The following is a 23,938-nucleotide window of genomic DNA, read 5'->3' on the forward strand; positions in this document are numbered from 1 at the left end:
GGCTTAAAAGTGATCTGTACACTCGATCATAGGCGCCACAGAAAAGCGACGCGCGCGGTTTATGTCGGCAGTGTTCATGGCGCTGCTCTAGCGCAAAAGCGCTGCGACGCCAAATCTGGCGCAGAGGCGTGATTCCGGTTAAATCCGGCTCATGACCATCCCTCGCCACATCGCCGTGATCGACATCGGCAAGACCAATGCCAAGGTGGTGCTGATCGACAGCACCACCAGCACCCAGTTGGCCAGCCGCAGCACGCCGAACGTGGTCCGCCGCGATGGACCCTATCCGCATGCCGATGTGGAAATGCTCTGGCGCTTCATTTGCGACAGCCTCACCGCCCTTCATGCCGAGCACCGCATGGATGGCATTTCCATCACCACTCATGGCGCCACCGCCGCTCTGATGGCGGGCGACGAGCTCGCGCTGCCAGTGCTCGACTACGAACACCCCATCGTGCCCGAGGGCTATGAGGCCGTCCGCCCGCCCTTTGCCGAAACTCTGTCCCCCCGTCTTCCAGGCGGGCTCAACCTTGGCGCACAGCTTTTCTGGCAGGCGCAGACCTTCCCTGCCGAATTTTCACGCGTCACCGCCATCCTGACCTATCCGCAGTATTGGGCCTTCCGCCTCACCGGTGCCCCAGCCAGCGAATTGACGTCACTGGGCTGCCACACCGACCTCTGGGCTCCCGACCGCAACGCGTTTTCCACCCTCGTCGACACCATGGGTTGGCGCTCGCTGTTCCCGCCGATCCGGCCAGCGATCTCGACCATCGGCACGCTGCGCCCTGAACTCGGCCTACCGTCGCTGCCCGTCACCACCGGCATCCACGATTCCAACGCCTCGCTCCTGCCCCATCTGGGCCGGCACGCCGAGCCGTTTACCATCCTCTCCACCGGCACCTGGTCCATCGCCATGACCGTCGGCGGTCCGACCTATGCGCTCGATCCGGGCCGCGACAGCCTCGCCAATGTGGATGCCCACGGCCGCCCCGTGCCCACCGCCCGCTTCATGGGCGGCCGCGAGTTCGACCTTCTCGTGCCCCAGATCGCCGAGCCGAGCGAAGCGGACATAGAACTTGTAATAGACCAGGCCATCATGGCGCTGCCGAGCTTCACCCCCGGCGTCGGCCCCTACCCCGACCACCAGGGCCGCTGGACCGTCGACCCAGACACACTCACCCCCGCCCAGCGCACCGCCGCCGCCTCGCTCTACCTCGCGTTGATGGCGCGAACCTGCCTCAGCCTTTGCGGTCTGGGACGTTCGATCACCCTGGAAGGCCCCCTCGCCCGCAACCAGCTGTTCGGCGCCGCGCTCACCCAACTTACCGGCGTCCCGGTCCATGCCTCGGGCGATGCGACCGGAACCAGCCTTGGCGCCAGCCTGTTGTTCGGAGGCTCCCTGTCGCAAGGCGAGCCTGGCGCCCCGATCGCGCCGCTCAACATCCCAGGCTTTGATGCCTATAGTGAACGCTGGCACCAGCGTCTCGCGCCCTAGCCTGAAGGAGGCCTCATGGCAGACCGCAAGCACCGCGTCGTGATCGTCGGCGGAGGCTTTGGCGGTTTGCTGGCGGCTAAATCACTGGGTTCGGCCAATTGCGAGGTCGTGCTAATCGACCGCCGCAACCACCACCTCTTCCAGCCCCTGCTCTACCAGGTCGCCACCGCCGCGCTCAGCCCCTCCGAAGTTGCCTGGCCGATCCGGCACCTCCTCCGCTATCACCGCAATGTCCGCGTTATCATGGCGACCGTCACCGGCGTCGACACCGCCAATCATGCCGTTCTGCTCGAAGACGGCTCCAGCGAAAACTATGATAGCCTGATCCTCGCGACGGGCGCGCACCATGCCTATTTCGGCCATGACGAGTGGGAAGCGTTCGCGCCGGGCCTCAAGACCGTCGAAGACGCCACCGCCATACGCCGCAAGCTGCTGCTCGCCTTCGAAGCGGTCGAGCGCGAAACCGATCCCAAGCGCCGCCAGGCCCTCCTGACCTTCGCGCTGATCGGCGGCGGACCGACCGGCGTCGAAATGGCCGGCGCAATCGTCGAGCTCGGGCGCGCCAGCCTTCGCGGTCAGTTCCAGACCATCGACCCGCGCGAAATGCGCGTCGTCCTGATCGAAGGCGGCAACAAGATCCTGGGCAATTTCGACGAAGATCTCTCCGGCTACGCCCTCCAGTCATTGCGCAAGATGGGTGTCGAGGTGGAGCTCGGCAGGCCGGTTACGGCCGTGGACGCAGATGGCGTCACCTTCGGCGACCAGCGCCTCGAGGCCAAGACCATCATCTGGGGCGCGGGCGTCGCCGCCTCGCCCGTCGCGAAGTGGCTCGATATCGAGGGTGACAAAGCCGGGCGCATCAAGGTGGAGCCGGATCTCTCCGTGCCCGGCCATCGCGATATCTTTGTGATCGGCGATGCCGCCTCGATCCTCCAGGAGAACGGCAAGCCTGTCCCCGGCATCGCGCCCGCAGCCAAGCAGCAGGGGCGCTACGTGGCCAACCTCATTCGTCATCGGCTGGGCGGAAACCCGCCGCCGCCACCCTTCCGCTACAAGCATGCCGGCGATCTTGCCACCATCGGCAAGCGCTCAGCCATCATTGATTTTGGCTGGATTAAGCTGCGGGGTGCGCTCGCCTGGTGGGTCTGGGGCTTGGCCCACATCTACTTCCTGGTCGAAACGCGCACCCGCATCTTCATCACGATCAGCTGGCTCTGGATCTACCTTTCCGGCAATCGCAGCTCGCGACTCATCACCCATGGCATGGCCCCGCACCCCAAGCCCCTGGACGAAGTCGACAAAGGCTAGCGTTCGATATCCACGGCGCTCGCCCGTTTTGCCAGTTGCCGCTCGCGCAGCCAGATGTAGAGCCCGCTCGCGATGATGATCACGACGCCCAGGATAAACCACTGGTCTGGCGGCTGGTTGAAGATCAGCCAGCTGGCGATCGAAAGATAGATCAGGCTCAAATAGCTGAACGGCGCCAGTGTCGCCGGGGTAGCGAAGCGGTGCGCCACGGAATTGAGATAATGGCCACCCAGGCCTGCCGCGCCCATGATGAAGAAGGCAACCCAGGAGACCGGCAGGCTGGGCCAGGTCCAGCCGGTAAACGCGACCGGCAGCAATAGAACAACTGGGGTTATCCCGGCATAAAACTGCTGTGTCAGCGCGGTGTCCACGCCAGCCAGCTTGCGCGTCAAAATCGAGAACAGCGCAAGAAAGAACGCGCATCCGAGACTCAGCAGCGCTGCCGGATGAAAGGCTTCCGATCCCGGCCGCACGATGATCAGAATGCCGACGAAGCCGACGCCAATTGCCAGCCACCGCCGCCAGCCGACCTTATCGCCCAGCAGCGGCCCGCACATGGCGCAGATCATCAGCGGCGAGGTGAACTGGATCGCGCTGGTCACGGTCAGCGGCAGGAACTTCATGGCCAGGAAGTTGAGCCCGGTGGTGAGCAGGAGACAGGCCCCGCGCAGCAGTTCCAGCTTCAGATTATTGCTCTGAAACAGCGCCCGGCCGCTGACCGGCAGAAACAACAGCACCAGGAGGATCAGGTGCATGCTGTAGCGCATGAAAACAATCTCGGTCGTCGGTATCCCCTCCACCGACAGCCACTTGGCGGAAATATCGAGCACCAGCAGAACCAGCTGCGAGGCCAGAACCAGCATGATGCCGAAATTGGCACGGCTCTCGATGGGGGAAACGGCGGGCATCAAACTTCCAGGTCGCCTTCAGGGGCGCAGGCGACCGATGGCTGACCGGGCGCGGCAAGTCAACCGGGTTGGAGTGGAAGACGGTTAGGCCCCCACCCCGCCTCCCCCTGCAGAAAGGGGAGGAGCCCTGCCGGTGCGAGACCGCCAATCGAGCCTCAGGCACAGTGGAGCTCCTCCCCCTCCTAAAGGGGGAGGCCGGGTGGGGGTGGGTCACACGCACTGAACCTCAGCTCAGAACGTCTCCGCCAAATGCCGAACCTGCAACGACCCTGCCAGCTCGGACGAACGCACCGTGCCGCCATGGCGCGGGTGGAAAACGAGTTCCACCGGCCGCCCCGGCAGCAGCGTCAGCGCGTTATCGGAAAAATACCCAGGCGCATCGACCGTTGCCGTTGTAAAGAACGCCGGCTTATCCGCCTCCAGCGTCAGAACGGCCTGCCCGTCACGATCCGACCATGTACTCGAAACCGTCGCCGGCACCAGTTCATAAGCCTTGTAGGGCTGCGGAAAATAGTCGTTCTCGCCGAGCACAATGCCCTGCGCGTCGGTCCAGACGAAAAACAGGAATTCGTCGGCCGCCAGGTCACCATAGGGAACTTCGGTCACGGCAATGGCCGCATCGGCTCCCACGGCCGAATTGCCGGCAAAGAGCGTGCGGCTTTCGCCCGAAACCTTGACCGCCTGTACCTCGAGCTTGATCGAGACCGGCCGGCCGGTGTCGTTGATGGCCTTGAGCACGATGCGGTCGGGCAGCTGGTTCTCGACCGGTGTCCCGCGTGAGTTGGTCTTGACCTCGACGATCTCCGGCACGGCGACGACGTTGACCAGGTTGTAGAAGCGGCGCGCCATGTAGTGCATCAGCTTCCACTGCCCGCCGTAATCAAGGCTTGACCAACTCGCTACCGGCCAGATGTCGTTGATCTGCCAATAAAGCGTGCCCATGCAGCGCGGCTTAGTCGAGCGCCAATATTCGATGGCGGTCTTGATGGCGAGGCCTTGCTGGATCTGGCTTAGAAACACCATCTGGTCGAAGTCGCGCGGGAAGCGGAAGTAGCGCGTCATCGTCTCGAGGATGCGCGCATTGCCGCCATTGTTTCGCTGGTGGTTTTCCATCACCGGCGAGGACGGGTTGCGGTCCTTGGGCTCGGCAAACGTCTCGATGACATTCATCGAGGTAAAGCTCTGGAAGCCGAACTCGGAGGCAAAGCGCGGATTGACCGTGCGATAGGCGTCAAAGCTCTTGGCCGAGTGCCAAACGTCCCAATAATGCGTGTCGCCGCGCGTATCGGCATGCCAGCCGTCGGAGAAATCGAGATAGCCCATGGACGGCGAGGACGGCCAGAAGCGGCGGGCCGGGTCTTCATCCTCGACGATATTGCCGAGCATGGAATTGAGCCGGTCGTAATTGGCGACGTAGCGTTCCGGCGCGGCCTTGGTTTCGGGATACCAGCCGAGCGAGCCGATGACCTCGTTGTCGCCGCACCAGAGGGCGATCGAGGCATGGTGGCTAAGGCGGCGAACCTGCTGGGTTATTTCGAGCCGGACGCTGTCGAGGAAGGGACGGTCGGATGGGTAGCTCATGCAGGCGAACATGAAGTCGTGCCAGATCAGGATGCCGAGCTCGTCGCAGAGATCGTAGAAATAGTCCGGCTCATACTGCCCGCCGCCCCAGATGCGCAGCATGTTCATGTTGGCGGCCTTGGCGCTGTCCAGCAGGTCGCGGATCACCTCCGGCGTCACGCGGCTGGGAATGGCGTCGGCCGGGATCCAGTTGGCGCCCATCATGGTGATGTCGCGGCCATTGATGCGGCACTTGAATGTATGGTCGATCTCGTCTTTTTCGACGACCCATTCGAGCTTGCGCAAGCCGATCTTGCGGGTCGTGATCTCGCCTTCAAGATTGGTGGTCAGCTCGTAAAGCGGCTGCTCGCCCTGCCCTGCCGGCCACCAGATGCGCGGGTTCTGGATGGTGATGTTGTGGGTGAAGACGTTCTCGCCCTTTTGCACCGCGACTTTGTCGGTCACGACCTGACCGTCGATCCTGTGCTCAAGTTCCACCTCACCATGAGCAAAGGCAAATAGACGGGTCTTCACAGCGAGTTCGACCGAGTTCTCGCCGTGGGTCTGGTCGACCTGCACGCTTTCCTGCCGCGCCAGCCGCGCCTTGCGCAGGCTCATCGTGCCATAGACGCCGATGGGCATGGTGCAGATGCCCCAGTCCCAACCGGCATGGCAGGCAGCCTTGCGGATGAAGTTCATGTGGATGCCGGCGAGGCCGTTGGTCTGGTAGTTCTTGGTGAAGGGGATCGGGAAAGGATGGGCGTCAGCGCGGGCTTTGGCGACGTCCGGCGCGATGTCGAAATCGATCCGCAGCGTGTTGTCGCCTTCATGCACCTTGCCGGTAACGTCGATGTCGTGACGGACGAAGCTATTGTCGGTGCGGGCAATCTCCTCGCCATTGAGAAGAATGGTCGCGATGCAGTCCACTTCCGCCAGCGTCAGCGTCAAGAAACCGTCGATGTCGGCGGCGGAGGCGGTGAAGCGGCGCTCCACCGACCATGCCGTTTCGTTGACCCACATCACCACCTTCTCGTTCTCCCCGTAATAGGGATCGGGGATGAGAGCGGCTTCGAGCAGTGCGCCGTGCACGTCACCCGGGAGCGTGATTGCGGTGGCGATATCGCGCGTCGGGCTTGTGAGGTGGAACTCGCCGTTCAGGGCTAGGGCAGTGTTGTGGCTGGCAATGGCCATAGTGGTCTCCTCGGCCCGGCTTCCATTGCCGGTGCAATCGATTTCACTGCTTGTTCTAGCGGCAGGTGCCTCGCCTTCCAATGGGTGGCGCAACGTTTTCCCGGGCGCAATATCTCGCACGATTTACGGATAGAATAGGCGGCAGACCAGAAGTTTGCCTTACGGATATATTAGGCATTAACCAGCTACTTTCGGGGGGAAAGGCCTATAGATGTCCGCCCTCCGACAGTATCGCGACATTGCAACGGACTCAGCTTCAGCGCCCGATCTCAGTGTGGCGCAGTGGAAGGCTGTTCGCCGTCAGGTGCCGCTGCTTTATGCCATGTTGGTGGCAAACACGGTTATTCTGGCTGCCACTCATTTCGGCGCCGCCCCGATCGAGTTGACTGTCTATATTCCAGCTCTCCTCGCCTTCGTCTGCATTGCCCGCACGGCCGTGTGGTACCGCAGCCGCACCGACGAGGTCGTGTTGAGCAAGGCGCAAGCCGGTTTGCGTTCCATGGTGTGGGCTGGCGCTGCCCTCGCCATCGGCTTTACGGCCTGGAGTTTTAGCCTTTATCCCTATGGCGACGCTTACCTGCATTCGCAGATCGCCTTCTACATGAGCATCACCACCATCGGCTGCATGTTCTGCCTCATGCACGTGCGAACCGCAGCCCTCGTGGTGGGGGTGTGCGTCCTTGTGCCCTTCACCGCCTTCTTCCTTATGACCGGGCAGGAGACCCTGGTCGCCATTGCCATCAACATGGTGCTGGTGGTGACCGTGCTGTTGGTAATCCTTCTCAACAATAACAAGGATTTCGCGGCGCTGATCGCCTCTCGGGCCAATATCATCGCGAGCCAAGGCGATACGCTGCGTCTGCTCGATGAGAACCATAAGCTTGCCAATCTGGACAGTCTTACCGGCGTGCCAAACCGGCGGTGCTTCGACCGGCGGTTGCAGGAGCGGCTGAGCGAGGCGCAGCAGGCCGGCAAGTCCATCGCAGTCGCCCGCATCGACATCGACAACTTCAAATCGGTCAACGAAATCTTCGGCCAGATTACCGGCGATCAGGTGCTGATCGAGATCGCGCGCCGCATCGAACAGGTGAAGCGCGAAAGCACGATCCTCGCCCGGCTCGAAGGGGGCACCTTTGCCTTGATCATGCTCGAGCCTACAGACGCGGCGGCACAGCAGCGTTGCGCCGACGCTATCCGCGGAGTTTTCCAGCACTCCTTTGAAATGCCGCTCGGCACCGTGCGCGTCACAGCCTCGATGGGCATTGCTGCGTCCCGCCCGGAAGATACCGCCGACACCCTCTTTGACCATGCCGATTACGCCACTTGGGTTGCCAAGCGCGAGGCCCGCGGCGGGGCCGTGATGTTCACCGACCGGCACGCCTCGGAGCTGATCAAGGTGCGGCAGATGGAGCAGCTGCTCCACAGCGCTGACCTCGACAGCGAGATCTACATTTTGCTGCAGCCGCAGTTCGACGTTTCGGCCGGCGTCACCACCGGGTTCGAGGCTCTTGCCCGCTGGCGCAGTCCGATACTGGGCGAAGTCTCGCCGGGCGAGTTCATCCCCATGGCCGAACGCATCGGCCAGATCTGCCGCATCACCCAGATCGTCCTGCGCAAGGCGCTCGAGGTCAGCGTCACCCTGCCTCGCGGCCTGCGGCTTTCGGTCAATCTTTCGGCCCACGATATCGGCTCGCTCGCCGCCATGGAGCAGCTGGTGAACGTGGTGAAAACCTATCCGCGGCCCTGCCGGCTTGATTTCGAGATTACCGAAACCGCCATCATGCGCGATCTGCGCCAGGCCAATGTTTCGCTTCTTGCCCTGCTCGGCCTCGGCGCCCGCATTGCGCTTGACGATTTCGGCACCGGCCATTCAAGCCTTACCCACGTGCAGAAACTGCCCCTGCACCGCATCAAGATCGACCGCTCATTCGTCGCCGAAGTCACCACCGATCCGGCCAGCCGCGCCATCATCAAGACCATGATCGACCTCTGCCGAAACCTTGGCATCTCCTGCGTTTTCGAGGGCATCGAGACCGAGGCACAGCTTGAGGCGCTGGTGACCCTGGGCGGTCACGTCATGCAGGGCTACCTCTTCGGCCGCCCCATGCCCGTGGCCATGCTCGACAGCTATCTCGCCAATGAGAGCAGCAGGCGCGCCGTACGCAACCCACAATTCAGCGCCGCAAGCTGAAAGGGCGGGACTCTCGCCCCGCCCTCCCCATCACTGCGCCGCGTCGAGATCAAGGAAGCCGCCCGACTGCCGCTGCCAGAGCATGGCATAATGCCCGCCCCGCGCCAGCAGCTGGGCATGCGTCCCCTCCTCGATGATCCGACCCTGCTCCAGCACCACAAGCCGGTCCATGGCCGCAATGGTCGAGAGGCGATGGGCGATGGCGATCACCGTCTTGCCCGCCATCAACTGCGTTAACTGCTCCTGGATCGCCGCCTCGACCTCGCTATCGAGCGCCGACGTCGCTTCGTCCAGAACCAGGATCGGCGCGTTCTTGAGCAGCACGCGGGCAATGGCGATGCGCTGCCGCTGCCCGCCGGACAGTTTGACGCCGCGCTCGCCCACCTGCGCCTCGTAGCCCCGCCGGCCCTCGGGGTCGGAAAGGCCCATGATGACGTCATGCACATTGGCCTGCACGGCGGCGCGGATCATCTCCTCCTCAGTCGCATCCTGGCGACCGTAGATAAGGTTCTCCCGCACCGAGCGATGCAGCAGCGACGTGTCCTGGCTGACCAATCCAATTGCCGCCCGCACGCTTTCCTGAGTCACGTCGCGCACATCCTGACCGTCGATGCGGATCGAGCCTTCCTGCACATCGAACATTCGCAGCGCCAGGTTCACCAGCGTCGACTTGCCCGACCCGGACCGCCCGACGAGCCCGATCTTTTCGCCCGGTGCCACCCTCAGCGAAAAGCCGTCGATCACCGAGCCAGCCTTGCCGCGCCAATAGTTGAAGCTGACATTGTCATAGACTAGCTCCCCCTTGGTGACCTCGAGCGGCTTGGCCGCGGGCGCGTCGAGCATGGTCAACGGCTGCGCAATGGTCTCCATCGAATCCTTGGTGGTGCCGACCTGGCGGAACACGTTGGAGCCGATCTCAAGGATCCAGCCGCTCATGTTCATGATCTGCAGCACGAAAGGAATGGCCGTCGCCACTGCCGCCGCGCTCAGCGTGCCCTGGTTCCAGCCCGCCAAAGCCAGCCAGGTCACCGAGACGACCAGGCCTGCATTGAGCAGAAACAATACCGACCACATGTACGTAAAGACCCGCATCAATTTGCGGAACTCGACCACATGCAGCATGACGCTTTCGGCGACATACTGGTCCTCGTGCTCGCCACTGGCAAAAGTCTTGAGCGTCTGGATATTGGTGTAGCTATCGACGATGCGCCCCGTCATCACCGACTTGGCTTCCGAAAGCGTTTCGGAATAGCGCGCGATCAGCGGCATGGTGATGGTGAAGAGCACGGCATAGACCAGCAACCAAAGCGCGATCGGCACCAAGAGGACCGGATCGAGCTGCGCCAGGACGATCACTGCCACGATGACAAAGACCAGCGCGTACCAGGCGGCGTCGATGGTGAGGTTGACCCCGATTTCGATGGCTTCACCGGCTTGAATGACCTTATTGGCGATGCGCCCAGCAAAGTCGTTCTGGAAATAGGTCCAGCTCTGCCGGATCACGTGCCAATGGCTTTGCCAGCGGACGATGTCGACGAGATTGGGCACGATGGCATGGTTGCGGATCAGCGTGTCGAGGAGAAAGGTTGTCGGCCTGACGAGGACGACGACTATCACCATGAACAGCAGGGTCTGGCCGTGCAGGTCGAAGATCTGCCCTGGCGGCGTGGTTGCCAGCATGCCGACCACGAGGCCGACAAAGACAGGCATCAGCGCATCGGCGACGGCACCGATGGCGACACAGATGATGCGAAGGATAAAGGCGCCCCGGAATTGGCTGACGAAGTAGCCAACAAAGGCATTGATGCCCATGGGCGGCTGGCGATCCTGAGCCAGTGCGGTGGGGGCATAGAGGTTGTCGAAGTAGTTGATGACGCGGTTGAACATTGTTCTGAGCTCTTAGCTGAGCCGCGCCTGATGGGACTCCCGTGGGTCCGGATCAGGTTCGGTATCGGTCCGATTTGGTGTGCCTGGCTGCGCTTGCGCCGGAATGGGAAAGGTCTCGGATCGTGATGATGTCACCCATCTGGGTTCTCCTTGGTTTGTCTAGTCTTCCTTCTCCCCTTGCGGGAGAAGGTGCCCGAAGGGCGGATGAGGTTGGGAACCATCCGCAACTTCGAAATGATTGATAGTCCACAACCCCTCACCCGTCTCGCGCTGCGCGCGAGCCACCCTCTCCCGCAAGGGGAGAGGGGAAGGCGGATTACTCCGCCGCATCCTCGGCATCGTCCAGCTCCAGGAACCCGCCGCTTTGGCGGCTCCAGAGCTGGCTATAGATGCCACCGGAATTGACGAGCTGGGAATGCGTCCCCTGCTCGACGATCGCGCCCTTGTCGAGCACCACCAACCGATCCATCATGGCAATGGTCGACAGGCGATGCGCAATGGCGATCACCGTCTTGCCATGCATCAGCATCTGCAGCTGGCTCTGGATGGCGGCCTCGACTTCGGAGTCCAGCGCCGAGGTCGCTTCATCCAGCACCAGGATCGGCGCGTTCTTCAGAAGCACGCGAGCGATGGCGATACGCTGCCGCTGACCGCCCGAGAGCTTGACGCCGCGTTCGCCAACATGGGCATCGAAGCCCGTGCGGTTCTGCAGGTCGGTGAGACCGCCGACAAAGGCGTGCGCCTCGGCCTGCTCGGCTGCCGCCAGCATCATTTCTTCGGTCGCGTCTGGCCGGCCATAAAGAATGTTGTCGCGCACCGAGCGATGCAGCAGCGACGTGTCCTGCGTGACGACACCAATATTGGCGCGCAGAGAGTCCTGCGTGACATTGGCAATGTCATGCCCGTCGATGAGAATGCGCCCTTCCGCGCGGTCATAGAACCGCAGCATCAGGTTGACCACGGTCGACTTGCCGGCACCCGACCGTCCCACCAGGCCGATCTTTTCACCCGGACGGATGTGAAGGTTGAGGTTCTCGATGACGCCCGACTTCTTTCCGTAATGGAAGGAAACGTTTTCGAACTTGATGTCGCCTGTAACCGGCGGCAGCGGCTTGGCGTCCGGCTTGTCGGCGACGACGCGCGGCAGCGAGATCGAGGAAATGCCGTCCTTGACCGTGCCGATATTCTCGAACAGCGAGGACATTTCCCACATCACCCACTGGCTCATGCCCTGGAAGCGCATGACAAGACCCAGCGAGACGGCGAGTGCACCCGGCGACATCAGCCCGTTCAGCCAAAGCCAGATGCCGGTCGCTCCAACCGAAAACAGCAGCAGCGCATTGCTCCACAGCACCAGCATGTTGAGCATCGAAAAGAACCGCATTTGCCGGTAGACGGTATCCAGGAACTGGTCCATCGCCTCCTTGGCATAGGTCTCTTCGCGGTTCGAATGGCTGAAGAGCTTGACCGTCGCGATATTGGTATAGCTGTCGACGATGCGGCCGGTCATCAGCGAGCGCGCGTCGGCCTGCGCCTGGGAAATCTTGCCCATGCGCGGGATGAAGTAGACCATGATCGAGATATAAGCGACGAGCCAGCCGATGAAGGGTATGGCCAGGCGCCAGTCGGCAGACGCTGCCAGGATCACGGCGCCGGTGAAATACACCGTCACATAAACCAGCATGTCCAAAAGCTTCATCACCACTTCGCGGACGGCGAGCGAGGTCTGCATCAGCTTGGCGCCAATGCGGCCGGCAAACTCGTCCTGGAAGTAGCTCATCGACTGACGGATGAGGTAGCGATGCGCCATCCAGCGAATGCGCTGCGGAAAATTGCCCAACAGCGTCTGGTTCATCGTGAGCGTCGAGACCAGCGCAATGCCCGGCACGATGAAAACGATCATCGCGCCCATCAGCGCCAGCTTCCAGCCGTCGGTCTGGAGGAACGTCTCCGGATTGGCATCGGCCAGCCAGTTCACTACGTCGCCGATAAAGCCGAAGACGATGATTTCGCCGATGGCGACGCCAGCCGCAGCGGCGGCCATCAGCGCCAGCCACTTCTTGGCGCCATGGCTATAATGAAGACAGAACGCCAGGAGCCCCTTGGGCGGCTCAACCGGTTCGCCGACTGGATAAGGATCCAGCCTTTGCTCAAACCAACGAAACATCGTCGCTACCTTGTTTTTCCTGCAGTCGTCGGAACATCGCACCCGGCCGGCTGCGTCCGCTCGCAACAGGCAGGGCTTCTCGTATGACGAACGAGACTGCTCAATTTGTTCAGTCGAGCGCTCGTGCCGTCGCAGTTTCGAGGCAGAGGAGCGGTGGGCGCATGGTCCTTCCCCAATCCCGTCTTAATTGACGGCGAGAACTGGGCTATGCAGCCAAGAGCCGCGTAGAATACATGGAACGGCGGAGTCGGCTGTAACCTTCCGGCCACAGATTTCACGCTTCCGTGTTCTTCACCCACGATGCAAAACTGGACCTTTCATGCGCACTGACACCGAACAGACCATCTACCTCAAGGACTATGCGCCGACCCCGTACCGCATCGTGTCAGTAGAACTGGACTTTCGGATCCTCGAGGAAGCGACCCGCGTACGCGCGCAACTCACTATAGAGCCGCGCGAAGAAACTGCGCCGAGTACGCCGCTGGTACTCAACGGCGATGGCCTCAAGCTTGAAACCATTGCCATCGACGGGCTGCCACTCGTTCTCTCGGCCTACGCGGCAGATGCCGATACCCTCACCGTGGTCGAACCGCCGAACCGCCGCTTCGTGCTCGACACCGAAGTCATGTTACAGCCAGAAGCCAATACCAAGCTTATGGGCCTCTACCGCTCCTCAGGCACATGGTGCACGCAGTGCGAGCCCGAAGGCTTCCGCCGCATCACCTACTATCTCGACCGGCCCGACGTGCTGGCTCCGTTCAAGGTTCGGATCACGGCACCTATGGCCGTCGCACCTGTTCTGCTCTCCAACGGCAACCTGATCGACAAGGGTGATGCCGGTGACGGGCTGCACTTCGCGCTTTGGGAAGATCCCTTCCCCAAGCCGGCCTACCTCTTCGCGCTGGTCGCCGGCGACCTCGGGTCGATCACCGACAGTTTTACCACGCAAAGCGGCCGCAAGGTCGATCTCGCCATCTACTGTACCCATGGCAAGGAGAACGAGTGCCATTACGCCATGGACAGCCTCAAGCGCTCCATGGCCTGGGACGAGCGCCGCTTCGGACGCGAATACGACCTCGACGTCTTCAACATCGTCGCAGTCTCCGATTTCAACTTCGGCGCCATGGAGAACAAAGGCCTCAACATCTTCAACGACAAGTTGGTGTTTGCCGAGCCGAACACGGCAACCGATGCCAACTATCATTCCATCGAGCGCGTCATCGCGCATGAATACTTCCACAACTGGACCGGCAATCGCATCACCTGCCGCGACTGGTTCCAGCTCTGCCTCAAGGAAGGCCTGACGGTTTATCGCGACCAGGAATTCACCTCGGACGAACGCAGCCGCCCCGTGCAGCGCATCCACGACGTGCAGAACCTGCGCAGCTCGCAATTTCCCGAAGACGGCGGTCCGCTTGCGCACCCGCCCCGTCCCGACAGCTTCCGCGAGATCAACAACTTCTATACGACCACGGTCTACGAAAAGGGCGCCGAGATCGTGCGGATGCTGGCGACGCTGCTCGGCGAGGCCGGTTTCCGCAAAGGCATGGATCTTTACTTCGAGCGCCATGACGGCGAAGCGACGACCATCGAGGCCTTCCTCAAGGTCTTCGAAGACGCGACCGGCACCGACCTCTCCCAGTTTGCAACCTGGTACCTGCAGGCCGGCACCCCGCAGATCACCGTCTCGGACAATTACGATGCGGCAAGCCAGACCTATTCGCTGACCCTTACCCAGAAGGTCGAGCCGACTCCGGGTCAGCCGGACAAGCAGCCTCTGCTGATCCCGGTGCGCTTCGGTCTTGTCGGCCCGAACGGCAGTGAGATGAGCTGGAGCGGCGTCTCGGGCGGTACGGCCAAAGACGACCTCATCCTCCTTGATCAACCCAGCGTCACCCTGCGCTTCACGGGCATCGCCAACAAGCCGATCCCGTCGCTGTTCCGCGGCTTCTCTGCGCCGATCAAGGTCAGCTCCAGCCTCAGCCAGTCCGACCTGCTGTTCCTGGCCGGTCATGACAGCGATCCGTTCAATCGGTGGGATGCATTACAGACCGTCCTGACCAATCTGATCGCCGGAGCCGCCCAGGGCCGGCCTTGGGCAGGCAGCGACCTCGACGCCCTGCGGCAGGCGATCGTGGATACGCTGGAGAACCCGGAGCTCGACGAGGCCTTCAAGGCCAATGTCATCGCCATTCCCGGTGAAAGCAGCATCGGCCGTCACATCGGCAAGGATGTCGACCCTGACTCCGTCGCCAAGGCGCGGCAAGCGCTGCTGGTCGCGCTGGTCAAACCGATCGAAGCCAGGCTCGAGGCCCTTTACCAGTCGCTCGAGACTTCCGCCGCCTATAGCCCCGACGCGCAACAGGCTGGAGAGCGGTCGCTCCGCACCGGCTTGCTCAATCTCCTGGTGGCTGGCGCCGGTCGCAGCGACTTGGCAGAGACGCAATACAACGCCGCCACCAACATGACCGACCGCTACGCCGCCATGGCGCTCGCGGCCCGGCACTGGACCGGCAACGCTCAAGCCCTGCTCGGCGATTTCCGCACGCGCTTCGCGGGTGACCCGCTGGTCTTCGACAAGTGGCTAACAGCCTGCGCGCAAGCCTCGGACGACGGCGTCATCGAGCGCATGCGCGCCACGCTCGCCGCGCCGGATTTCCCCAAGACCAATCCGAACCGCCTGCGCTCGCTGCTCGGCAGTTTCGTCATGACCAATCCCAGCCAATTTGCGCGCGCCGACGGTGCCGGTTTCCGCTTCATCACAGAAGCGGTCGCTGAAATCGACAAGGTCAACCCGCAGGTCGCCTCGCGCGTGCTCACCGGCTTCCGCGTCTTGCCTACGCTCGAAGCGGGCCGCCGGGAGAGCGGGAAAGCGGCTTTGGAGGCGCTCAAGACGCAGCATCAGCTTAGCCGTAACGTGAGCGAAATTTTGGATCGCATTTTGGCCAGTTAGTGCTGTCGTCGATCTGGCGCGTGGACCACCTGCCGCGCGCAAGTGAGTAGAAGAATTTTTCTTTCGGCTTAAGTGATTCAGCCGACTCCGCTTTTTCCGATGGGGCCCAAAACGGCCCTTTTGGAGCTCTGGACAGCCTGCCCCAAACCGATTCATAACTTGTTCAGGGTTAGTTTGGTTTGGGGCTAAACCCCCTTCGATAATGGAGAATTTCATGCGGTGGTCGGAGGTATCCGGCGCCGGCGCGCTCGGATTCCGCGCCGGCCTAGGAACAAAACGCCGCCTTAGGCCGCACAGCTTCCTCCTCCACCGCCTCGCCCCCGTCGCCACCACCGCCTTCCTCGCCGCCACCCTCTTTCTCGCCTACGACACGGCCACAAGTCTCAACAATCTCAGTGACTTGGAAGGCGTTGCAGGCCGCGGTGCCATCGCCTTCGCCCTTGCGGCCCTTTATACGATCCTCGCCACCCGCCGCCGCAGCAGCGCCACCGACCCGGTGCAGCGCGACAGTTATCTCGAACTGGCCGCAGCCATCCCGATGGGCGTCGCCTGCTGGACCAAGGCGGGCCAACTCATTGTTTGCAACGATCAATATCGCACGCGGCTCGATATCGACGATGCCGACATCACCTATCATCAAGCCGTCAGCCGCCTGATCGCCGGCGGTTACATGAAGGTCGTCGGCGAAGACGACCGCAGCCGCCTTCTCGAACTGCACCGCGAAGACGGCTCCTGCCTCCGCATCGACGAGCGCCCCCTTGGCGACGGCGCCTTCATGACGCTGGTCTCCGACGTTACCGAACGCAAACGCACCGACGCGCTCCTCACCGCAATCCGCGAGGACCAACGCCAGCTCGCCCGTCGCTACCACGAAGAAAAGCTCAAGGCCGAGGCTGCCAGCCAGGCCAAGACCAACTTCCTTGCCCATCTCAGCCACGATATCCGCACGCCGCTCAACCACATCATCGGCTTCGCCGACCTCATGAAGCACGAAACCTATGGTCCGCTCGGCGACCGGCGCTATGCCGAATATGTGCAGTCGATCAAGTCGTCGGGCGACCACTTGCTTTCCACATTCGCGGCCATCCTGGACCTTACGGAACTGGAAAGCGGTCAGCGGCCACTGCGGCAGGACCCGATCCTGCTCGACGAAGTGCTCGACACGGTGGTTCGCCGGTTTCAAGGACAAATGCAGCGCTCGGGCGTTCAGCTGATCGTTGGCAATAGCACCGGGGCCGTGCTTCGTGGCGATCGGCTGGGGCTGACGCGCATGCTGGGCAATATCGTCGACAATGCGGTGCGGTTTACCAAGGCGGGCGGCTCCGTGACCCTTGCCAGTTTTGCTGCCGAAGACGGCGTGGTCATCGAGATCAGCGATACGGGCATCGGCATGAATGAAGAGCGCCTTGCGAGCCTAAGCCAGCCTTTTGCCCTGGGCGACGCGACCTTCACCAAGGATGGCGTGGGGCCAGGCCTTGGCATCTCCATCGCTCGCGCTATCGCCGAACTCAGCGGCGGTCACATTGCGATCGACTCGAGCCCCCTGCTCGGCACGACGGTTGCCATCTCCTTGCCCATTGAACCGGCTGCCGCGGCTCTGGTCGCTGCCGAATAGCTAGAGCGTCCGTGCCTTTGCGTACCAGGCAGACGCGGCTGCGGCCACTTCCCCCTGCATGGCCCCAAGATCCAAGGCCAAGCGCTCGAAATCGGGATAGTGCACGAGTTGCGCCAGAAGCTCCTTGAAGGGCTGTGACCAGGCTTCTTCCTTGAATGGGCTGATCAGGGCCGAACTCATCACCTGCAGGATGGTGGAGTAAACCCCATGGATTTCTGCAAGGCGTTGTCCTTCGGGAACCAGGCCCTCCCGCCCGGCCTGTGCAAGCACTCGTGCGGTCGGCGCCTGTGGGAGGTTTATGGTAGCACCGGCTACTAGTTGCGCCGATTGGGCGATGAACTCCAGATCCACTAGCCCACCATGGGCAAGCTTTAGATCGAAAGCATGACGCGGCTTGCGCTCGCGCGCCATCAAGGCTCGCATGGAGACCACATCGTCGATGGTCTTGTTCGGGTCCCGCTGGCGCTGCATGATTTCAGCGATAGCTGTGTCCACCTCAGCGCCGAAACTGCCGGTGGAGGCGATAACCCGGGCACGGCTGAGCGCAAGATGTTCCCAGGTCCAGGCATTGTCGCGGTGATAGGCCTGAAAACCAGCGATGCTGGTCGCCAGGGGACCGGCATTGCCCGAAGGCCGCAGGCGCATGTCGGCCTCGTAAAGGACACCTTCGGAGGTCGGCGCGGACACAGCTGCCACGAGGCGCTGCGTCAGGCGGGCGAAGTAATGGGCCGGTCCCAGCCCTTTTTCGCCATCTGAGTCCATCTCGGGCGCGTCGTAAAGCAGGATGAAATCGAGGTCGGAGGTGAAGGTCATCTCCCCACTAGCCATCTTGCCGAAGCCGAGGAGGGCAACCTTGGCGCCGGGAATACGGCCATGGCGAAGCGCAAACTCGTCCTGCACTTTGTCGAACAGGCGCCGAAGCAGCGTTTCGGCAAGAGCGGTGAACTGTTCCCCTGCCCCGGCCGCACTCACCGTGCCGGACAGAAGTCCAGCGGCGATCAGGAATTTCTGCTCCTGGCCGATGATGCGGGCGCGGTCGATCAACTCTTCATAGGAGCGTGCGTCGCCTAGAAAGGTGTCGACTTTTGCGACCAGCACGTCACGGTGAGTGACATCATCGGCAAAGGCGGGATCAATCAGGCCATCCACCACATGGGCGCGGTGGATCACGGCTTCCGCCATGCGCGGCGCCGAGGCCATGAACTGGACCAGCAGGGTACGCAGCTGCTCATGATTGCGGAGCAGCGCGAAGAGCTGAACACCGCCGGGTAGTCGCGACAGAAAGTTGTCCATACGCGCCAAGGCTTCGTCCGCATTGCCGGCGCGGCCGAGTGTCGCCAGAAGCGCTGGCAGCAACTCCGTCAGATGGGCGCGCGCCGCGGCCGTGCGCGTCGCGGCGTAGCTGCCGTAGTGCCACTTACGGATTGTGTCGATCGCTTTGGAAGGATTAGAAAATCCCATGGCGGACAGCGTCTCGACCGTGCCCGGGTCGTCGTCACTGCCGGTAAATACAAGATTGCCTTCGCCTGAGCCGAGCGTGTCCCCTTCGGTGAAGAGCTCGGCGTAGTAGCGCGCCACCAGTTCCAGTGCCGCGCGGTAGCGACGTTCGAAGCGCGGTCGCTCGGGCTCACCCATCAGGCGGCCGATGACCGAAACACCCTCGGGGTTGTCGGGCATGATGTGCGTCTGTTCATCCCTTAGCATCTGCAGGCGGTTCTCGACAGCGCGAAGAAACCAATAGGTTTCGGTCAACTCCTTGGCCGCTTTTGGCGCAATCCAGTTCGCCCCAGACAACGCTTCCAGGGCCTCTACTGTTGGGCGAACGCGCAAGGCCTTGTCGCGGCCGCCGGCAATCAGTTGCTGGGTCTGGGTGAAGAACTCGATCTCGCGAATGCCGCCGCGGCCGAGTTTGACATTGTGTCCCTCGACGCGAATATCACCGACCTTTTTGGAGACGTTGATCTGGCGCTTCATGGCCTGGATGTCGGCAATGGTTGCAAAATCGAGATGCTTGCGCCAGACATAGGGCGCCAGTTCCTTGAGGAAGGCCTCGCCCACCGCCTTGTCGCCGGCGCAAGGCCGCGCCTTGATCCAGGCAGCGCGCTCCCAGTTTTGGCCGCGGACCTCGTAATAGGCCAGCGCCGCATCGACGGAGAGGGCGACGGGTGTCGAACCCGGGTCCGGTCGCAGGCGCAGGTCGGTGCGAAAGACGTAACCTCCGGCCTGCTGGTCCTGCATAAGGCCCACAAGCTTCTGCACGATGCGAGAATAGATCTTGGTCGCTTCGCCCGGATCCTTCAGCACCGGCTTCAGGGGATCGAAGAAGGCGACGATGTCGATGTCGGACGAGTAGTTGAGCTCCCGTCCACCGTGCTTGCCGAGTGCAAAGAGGGCGAGGCCGGAATTTGCGGCGCTCGCAAGCTCTGCGGGGATCGCGAGTTGGCCCTTGTCTGCCGCCTGCCGCATCAGGACGTCGAGCGCGGCTTCCAGAGCGGCGTCCGCGAGATCGGAAAGTGCCTCGGTCGCGCGGGCAGTCATCCAAAGACCACCCGTTTCTGCTACGGCTGCAAGAAGGGCAGTGCGCCCCTTGGCGCGGCGGAGTGCTTGGCTGACTTGGGCTTCATCGGCAGTCCGCCCGGCGAGTGCCACTTCGTCGAGCAAGTTGCCAAAGGCTATCTCTATGTCGCTGTCCAGAGCGGCAGCCAACCAGGTAGCGTGCGCTCGGGCGAGACTCAGAAGATATGGAGCCGACTCCAGAAGCGGCCCGAGCAAACCGGAAGCCTGGCGAAACGCCGCCGCTTCACCCGGTCCAAGCTCTGCCAGCAGGGCGTCGAACGAGGGGTGGTCAACGGAGGGGAGAGGCGACAGGAAGGTGCTCATTTTTGAGGCATACCCTGCCCATATAGTGCCGGCAAGGTGGCCTAGCTGGCCGGTAACTCCAGCACTGCGCGCACCCCTGGTGCGTTGTCCACGATCTCGAAATTCCCGCCATGCAGCCGTGCCACTGCATTGACCAAGGCAAGCCCGAGACCCGAGCCTGGCTCAGACCTGCTTTTCTCGAGACGAACAAAACGCTCAAGCACGCGCTTACGGTCAGCCTCGGGAATGCCAGGACCGTTGTCGGCAACGACAATCCGCACCAGATCGCCGAGCCGCTGCAGTTCCACCAAAATCTTTCCCGCGCTGCCGTCTTCGGGCCTGGCGTATTTGATAGCATTTTCGAGCAGGTTCACCATGGCCTGGCCGATCAGTTCACGGTTTGCCTTGAGCGTCACGCCGCCGGTAACTGCGCTGACCACTTCTATGCCTTCGTCTTCGGCCAGCGGTCCGTAAAGCTCAGCAACGTCCGCAACGATGCTGCTGACGTTGATCTCCGACAACGTACCAGACGGTGCACCGGCCTCGGCACGTGCGATCATCAGAAGGGCGTTGAACGTTTGGATCAGCCGGTCGCTTTCGCCGATCACGGTTTCCAGCGCCCGCTCCCGCGTTTCCTGGCTCGCCGTGTCCCGCAGAGCCGCTTCTGCCTGGTTGCGGAGGCGGGTCAGCGGCGTCTTGAGGTCATGGGCGACGTTATCGGTGACTTCCTTGAGGCCTTGCAGCAATTGCTCAATGCGATCGAGCATAGCGTTGAGGTTGGTGGCCAGGGCGTCGAATTCGTCGTTGCGCCGGGTCACCGGCACACGTTCCGAGAGATTGCCGGACATGATCTTGGTGGAGGTCTGCTGGATCGTATCGATGCGGCGCAGCACGCGTCGTGCAGTGATGCCGCCGGCAATCAGGGAAAACAGGATGATGCCGACGACACCGACCAAAAAACTCTGCAGGATAATGGCGGAATAGCCGCGCCGCTCGACGACATCGCGGCCGACAACAAGGCGCATGCCGTTATCGAGTTCGATCGAGCGAACAACGGCAATGCCGCCGCGCGGCCTGGAGGCGCCATCTGGCCCGGGCGGGCCGGCACCAAGAGGGTCTGGACGCTCATAATCGAACGTATAAACGCCGGGCTCGATCAGCACGTCGGCAGGGACATCGGTCACGTTGCCGAGCAGGTAAAGACCGGAAGCATCCCCCAAGAAGTAGATGCCGGGACCGGGATTGCTCGACAGGCGCCCCACCGCAAACGCTAGCGCACGAATGCCCTGATTGGCCTCGATGCGCTGGAACTGGCGCACTTCGCGGTCGATATCTTCGGCCTGCTGGCGCTGGATCTGGATGCTCGACTGCCAGCCGATAAAGGCCATCAGAAGGATGGCAAAGACGATGAAGATAGCGATGAACGTCGCCGTCAGCCGGACTGTCGATGTGCGCCAGACCTGGGCGAAGCGGCTCACCGCATCAGTCCCGGATCATGTAGCCGGCACCGCGCACAGTGTGCAGCAAAGGGCTGGCGTGCCCCTTGTCGATCTTGGAGCGAAGGCGCGACATATGAACGTCGATGACATTGGTCTGGGGGTCGAAATGATAGTCCCAGACATTTTCCAGAAGCATGGTGCGCGTCACCACCTTGCCGGCATTCTTCATCAGATATTCCAGCAGCCGGAATTCGCGCGGCTGCAGCAGGATCGTTTCACCGTCGCGTTCGACTTTGCGGCTCAGCCGGTCGAGCGACAGGCCGCCGACGCTGTAATTGGTTGCCGCTTCCGATGGACTGGAGCGGCGGGCTAGAACTTCGACGCGCGCCAGAAGCTCGGTGAAAGCATATGGCTTGGTCAGGTAATCGTCGCCGCCAGCGCGGAGCCCGGTGACGCGGTCGTCGACTTCGCCAAGAGCAGACAGGATGAGTACGGGTGTCTGGTCGTCTTCAGCGCGCAAGCTTTCGACGATGCTCAGGCCGTCGCGTCGCGGCAGCATGCGGTCGATGATGAGGACCTCGTAATCCATGCCCGATGCCATAGCGTAACCGGTTTCACCATCGGCGGCGTGGTGGGTAACGTGGCCGGCTTCGTCCAGCGCCTGTATCAGATAGCTGGCGGCTTCTCGATCATCCTCGATCAGTAAAATCTTCACGGCCGACGCTCCGCAGTGACTTACGCACAGAAAGCGGCCCCGAACCGAAGTCCGGGGCCGTGTTGTTTACTCGGCGATCGGCAGGCCGATGAACTGCACGTCACCGCTGCGCGACACCTTGAGCAGCACCGTATCGAGACCCTTGCCTTCGACGCCGGCCAGAGCCTGGTCGAAGTCGGCAGCCGAAGCGACGGGCTTGTTGTCGACTTCAAGGATCACGTCGCCGGTCGCCAGGCCACGCTGGGCCGCCGGAGTGTCTTCCTCAACGCTCTGGATCAGGAGACCACCCGAACCGTCACCGTTTGGAACTACGGTCATGCCGAGGCTGGTCGCGGCTTCCGGAATGGCTTCCGGCGGGGTCGGTTCGGCGGGCTGTTCTGGAGCCGCGGCGGTTTCATCGAGAACCTGGAGCTGGACCGAGACGGTGGTCTCGGCGCCATCGCGCCACAGGGTCAGTTCGACCGTCGAGTCCGGAGACTTGCTGCCAATGGTGCGGCTGAGATCGAGAGCATCGGAGATGTCTTCGTTATCAACCTTGAGGATGATGTCGCCAGACTTGATGCCGGCAGCGACCGCCGGGCCATCCGCAGTCGGTTCGCGAACAATGGCGCCGCTTGCCGTGGGAAGACCAACGCTATCGGCAATGTCCTTGGACACGTCCTGAATGGACACGCCCAGGTAGCCACGAGTCACCGCACCGTCCGTCACCAACTGATCGACGATCTGCCGGACGGTCCGCGCGGGGATCGCAAAGGCGATACCGACATTGCCGCCGTTGGGCGAGTAGATTGCAGTGTTGACGCCGACCACTTCGCCATTGGTGTTGAAGGCCGGGCCGCCCGAGTTGCCGGTGTTGACGGCAGCGTCGATCTGCAGGAAGTCACCATAGTTTGAGCCGCCGATATCGCGGCCGGCACCGGAAATGACGCCCACGGTCACGGTACCACCGAGGCCGAACGGGTTACCAACGGCAACCACCCAGTCGCCAACGCGGCTTGGCTCTTCGTCGCTCTCAAAGGTCACGAAGGGGAGGTCCTCGCCTTCGATCTTGAGCACGGCAAGGTCGGTGCGCTCGTCGGTGCCGACGACTTCAGCAATATGCTCGCTGCCATCATCGAAGATCACCGTCACCTTGGTCGCATCGGAAACAACGTGATTGTTGGTCACGACGTAACCGTCAGCCGAGGTGATGAAGCCCGAACCCGCTGCCATGAAGTGGCGCGGCCGACCCTGGCCACCCGGAGCGCCGCGGGGACCGTCCTGACCGAACTGGTCAAAGAAGTCGCGGAACGGATGGTCTTCCGGAAGATCCGGGAAATTGAACTCGAAGTTGCGGCCACCGCGCTGCACGCTCTCGCCGGGGGCTTCAGCCTCAACGAGAATCGAAACGACGGCGGGCTTTACGGCCTCAACGAGATCGGCGAAGCCCTGCTGCACGGATGCCTGCGGCACAACGATCTGTGCGGCATTCTGCACCTGGGCATTGGCTGCCTGGCCAGTCATGACGAAAGCGGTGGAAACGCCGCCCACGCCGACCATAAGGGCCAGCGCGGAAGCGCCAAGCCAACGACGGGTACGGGTAAGGATAGTCGAACGCATAGGAACTGGTCTCCTTGGATAAGCTCTCAACAGCTTGTGCCTAGAGATATG

The 23,938-nt window shown here is 62.3% G+C and carries 12 protein-coding genes and 1 pseudogene; 5 read left to right on the top strand and 8 right to left on the bottom strand.

Annotated elements, in window-relative coordinates:
- The first annotated feature begins 151 nt into the window (after positions 1-151).
- Positions 152-1,495 carry an FGGY-family carbohydrate kinase gene (locus JI748_RS08865; RefSeq protein WP_201629683.1) on the top strand — a complete coding sequence of 448 codons (1,344 nt, stop codon included), beginning with the start codon at positions 152-154 and terminating at the stop codon, positions 1,493-1,495.
- A 15-nt stretch (positions 1,496-1,510) separates the two neighbouring features.
- On the top strand, positions 1,511-2,803 hold the full coding sequence (locus JI748_RS08870; RefSeq protein ID WP_201629686.1) for an NAD(P)/FAD-dependent oxidoreductase: 1,293 nt from the start codon (positions 1,511-1,513) through the stop codon (positions 2,801-2,803).
- Here JI748_RS08870 and JI748_RS08875 read toward each other — a convergent pair.
- A complete protein-coding gene (locus JI748_RS08875) occupies positions 2,800-3,711 on the bottom strand; it encodes a DMT family transporter (RefSeq protein WP_201629687.1) in 912 nt (303 codons plus the stop codon). The genes JI748_RS08870 and JI748_RS08875 overlap by 4 nt on opposite strands.
- A 231-nt stretch (positions 3,712-3,942) precedes the next feature.
- The gene (locus tag JI748_RS08880) at positions 3,943-6,462 is read right to left on the bottom strand and encodes a beta-mannosidase (protein WP_201629689.1); all 2,520 of its coding nucleotides are present in this window, start codon (positions 6,460-6,462) and stop codon (positions 3,943-3,945) included.
- 211 nt (positions 6,463-6,673) lie between these two features.
- On the opposite strand from JI748_RS08880, the gene JI748_RS08885 reads away from it, so the two are divergent.
- Entirely contained in the window at positions 6,674-8,653 is a 1,980-nt protein-coding gene (locus tag JI748_RS08885; RefSeq protein ID WP_201629691.1) for a putative bifunctional diguanylate cyclase/phosphodiesterase, read from the top strand.
- A 30-nt stretch (positions 8,654-8,683) separates the two neighbouring features.
- Here the strand turns inward: JI748_RS08885 and JI748_RS08890 are convergent, their stop codons facing one another.
- Entirely contained in the window at positions 8,684-10,540 is a 1,857-nt protein-coding gene (locus JI748_RS08890; RefSeq protein WP_201629692.1) for an ABC transporter ATP-binding protein, read from the bottom strand.
- Between the two features lie 316 nt (positions 10,541-10,856).
- Positions 10,857-12,707, bottom strand: coding sequence for an ABC transporter ATP-binding protein (locus JI748_RS08895; RefSeq protein WP_201629694.1), 1,851 nt, complete (start codon positions 12,705-12,707; stop codon positions 10,857-10,859).
- 319 nt (positions 12,708-13,026) lie between these two features.
- Here JI748_RS08895 and pepN point away from each other — a divergent pair, with 319 nt between their 5' ends.
- Together pepN and JI748_RS08905 are read left to right on the top strand one after the other, a co-directional pair.
- A complete protein-coding gene (gene pepN / locus JI748_RS08900; RefSeq protein ID WP_201629695.1) occupies positions 13,027-15,660 on the top strand; it encodes an aminopeptidase N in 2,634 nt (877 codons plus the stop codon).
- A gap of 214 nt (positions 15,661-15,874) precedes the next feature.
- On the top strand, positions 15,875-17,275 hold the full coding sequence (locus tag JI748_RS08905) for a sensor histidine kinase (RefSeq protein WP_201629696.1): 1,401 nt from the start codon (positions 15,875-15,877) through the stop codon (positions 17,273-17,275).
- Here the strand turns inward: JI748_RS08905 and JI748_RS08910 are convergent.
- The 4 genes and pseudogenes from JI748_RS08910 to JI748_RS08925 all read right to left on the bottom strand — a co-directional run.
- A pseudogene (locus JI748_RS08910) lies at positions 17,276-20,047 on the bottom strand (bifunctional [glutamine synthetase] adenylyltransferase/[glutamine synthetase]-adenylyl-L-tyrosine phosphorylase); the annotation flags it as partial. It lies immediately after the preceding gene.
- A 149-nt stretch (positions 20,048-20,196) separates the two neighbouring features.
- Positions 20,197-21,612 carry a sensor histidine kinase gene (locus JI748_RS08915; RefSeq protein WP_201629698.1) on the bottom strand — a complete coding sequence of 472 codons (1,416 nt, stop codon included), beginning with the start codon at positions 21,610-21,612 and terminating at the stop codon, positions 20,197-20,199.
- 4 nt (positions 21,613-21,616) lie between these two features.
- Positions 21,617-22,288: a response regulator transcription factor gene (locus JI748_RS08920; protein ID WP_201629699.1), complete on the bottom strand. Its 672-nt coding sequence runs from the start codon at positions 22,286-22,288 to the stop codon at positions 21,617-21,619.
- 66 nt (positions 22,289-22,354) lie between these two features.
- A complete protein-coding gene (locus JI748_RS08925) occupies positions 22,355-23,887 on the bottom strand; it encodes a Do family serine endopeptidase (protein ID WP_201629701.1) in 1,533 nt (510 codons plus the stop codon).
- Between the last annotated feature and the right edge of the window lie 51 nt (positions 23,888-23,938).

Origin of the sequence: Devosia rhizoryzae, assembly GCF_016698665.1 — a bacterium.
GTDB classification, from domain to species: domain Bacteria; phylum Pseudomonadota; class Alphaproteobacteria; order Rhizobiales; family Devosiaceae; genus Devosia; species Devosia rhizoryzae.

What these genes read in the sequence shown, in the direction of transcription:
- JI748_RS08865 (WP_201629683.1), top strand. Translation starts at nt 152, where the DNA reads ATGACCATCCCTCGCCACATCGCCGTGATCGACATCGGCAAGACCAAT.
- JI748_RS08925 (WP_201629701.1), bottom strand. Translation starts at nt 23,887, where the DNA reads ATGCGTTCGACTATCCTTACCCGTACCCGTCGTTGGCTTGGCGCTTCC.
- JI748_RS08890 (WP_201629692.1), bottom strand. Translation starts at nt 10,540, where the DNA reads ATGTTCAACCGCGTCATCAACTACTTCGACAACCTCTATGCCCCCACC.
- pepN (WP_201629695.1), top strand. Translation starts at nt 13,027, where the DNA reads ATGCGCACTGACACCGAACAGACCATCTACCTCAAGGACTATGCGCCG.
- JI748_RS08875 (WP_201629687.1), bottom strand. Translation starts at nt 3,711, where the DNA reads ATGCCCGCCGTTTCCCCCATCGAGAGCCGTGCCAATTTCGGCATCATG.
- JI748_RS08870 (WP_201629686.1), top strand. Translation starts at nt 1,511, where the DNA reads ATGGCAGACCGCAAGCACCGCGTCGTGATCGTCGGCGGAGGCTTTGGC.
- JI748_RS08905 (WP_201629696.1), top strand. Translation starts at nt 15,875, where the DNA reads ATGCGGTGGTCGGAGGTATCCGGCGCCGGCGCGCTCGGATTCCGCGCC.
- JI748_RS08895 (WP_201629694.1), bottom strand. Translation starts at nt 12,707, where the DNA reads ATGTTTCGTTGGTTTGAGCAAAGGCTGGATCCTTATCCAGTCGGCGAA.
- JI748_RS08885 (WP_201629691.1), top strand. Translation starts at nt 6,674, where the DNA reads ATGTCCGCCCTCCGACAGTATCGCGACATTGCAACGGACTCAGCTTCA.
- JI748_RS08880 (WP_201629689.1), bottom strand. Translation starts at nt 6,462, where the DNA reads ATGGCCATTGCCAGCCACAACACTGCCCTAGCCCTGAACGGCGAGTTC.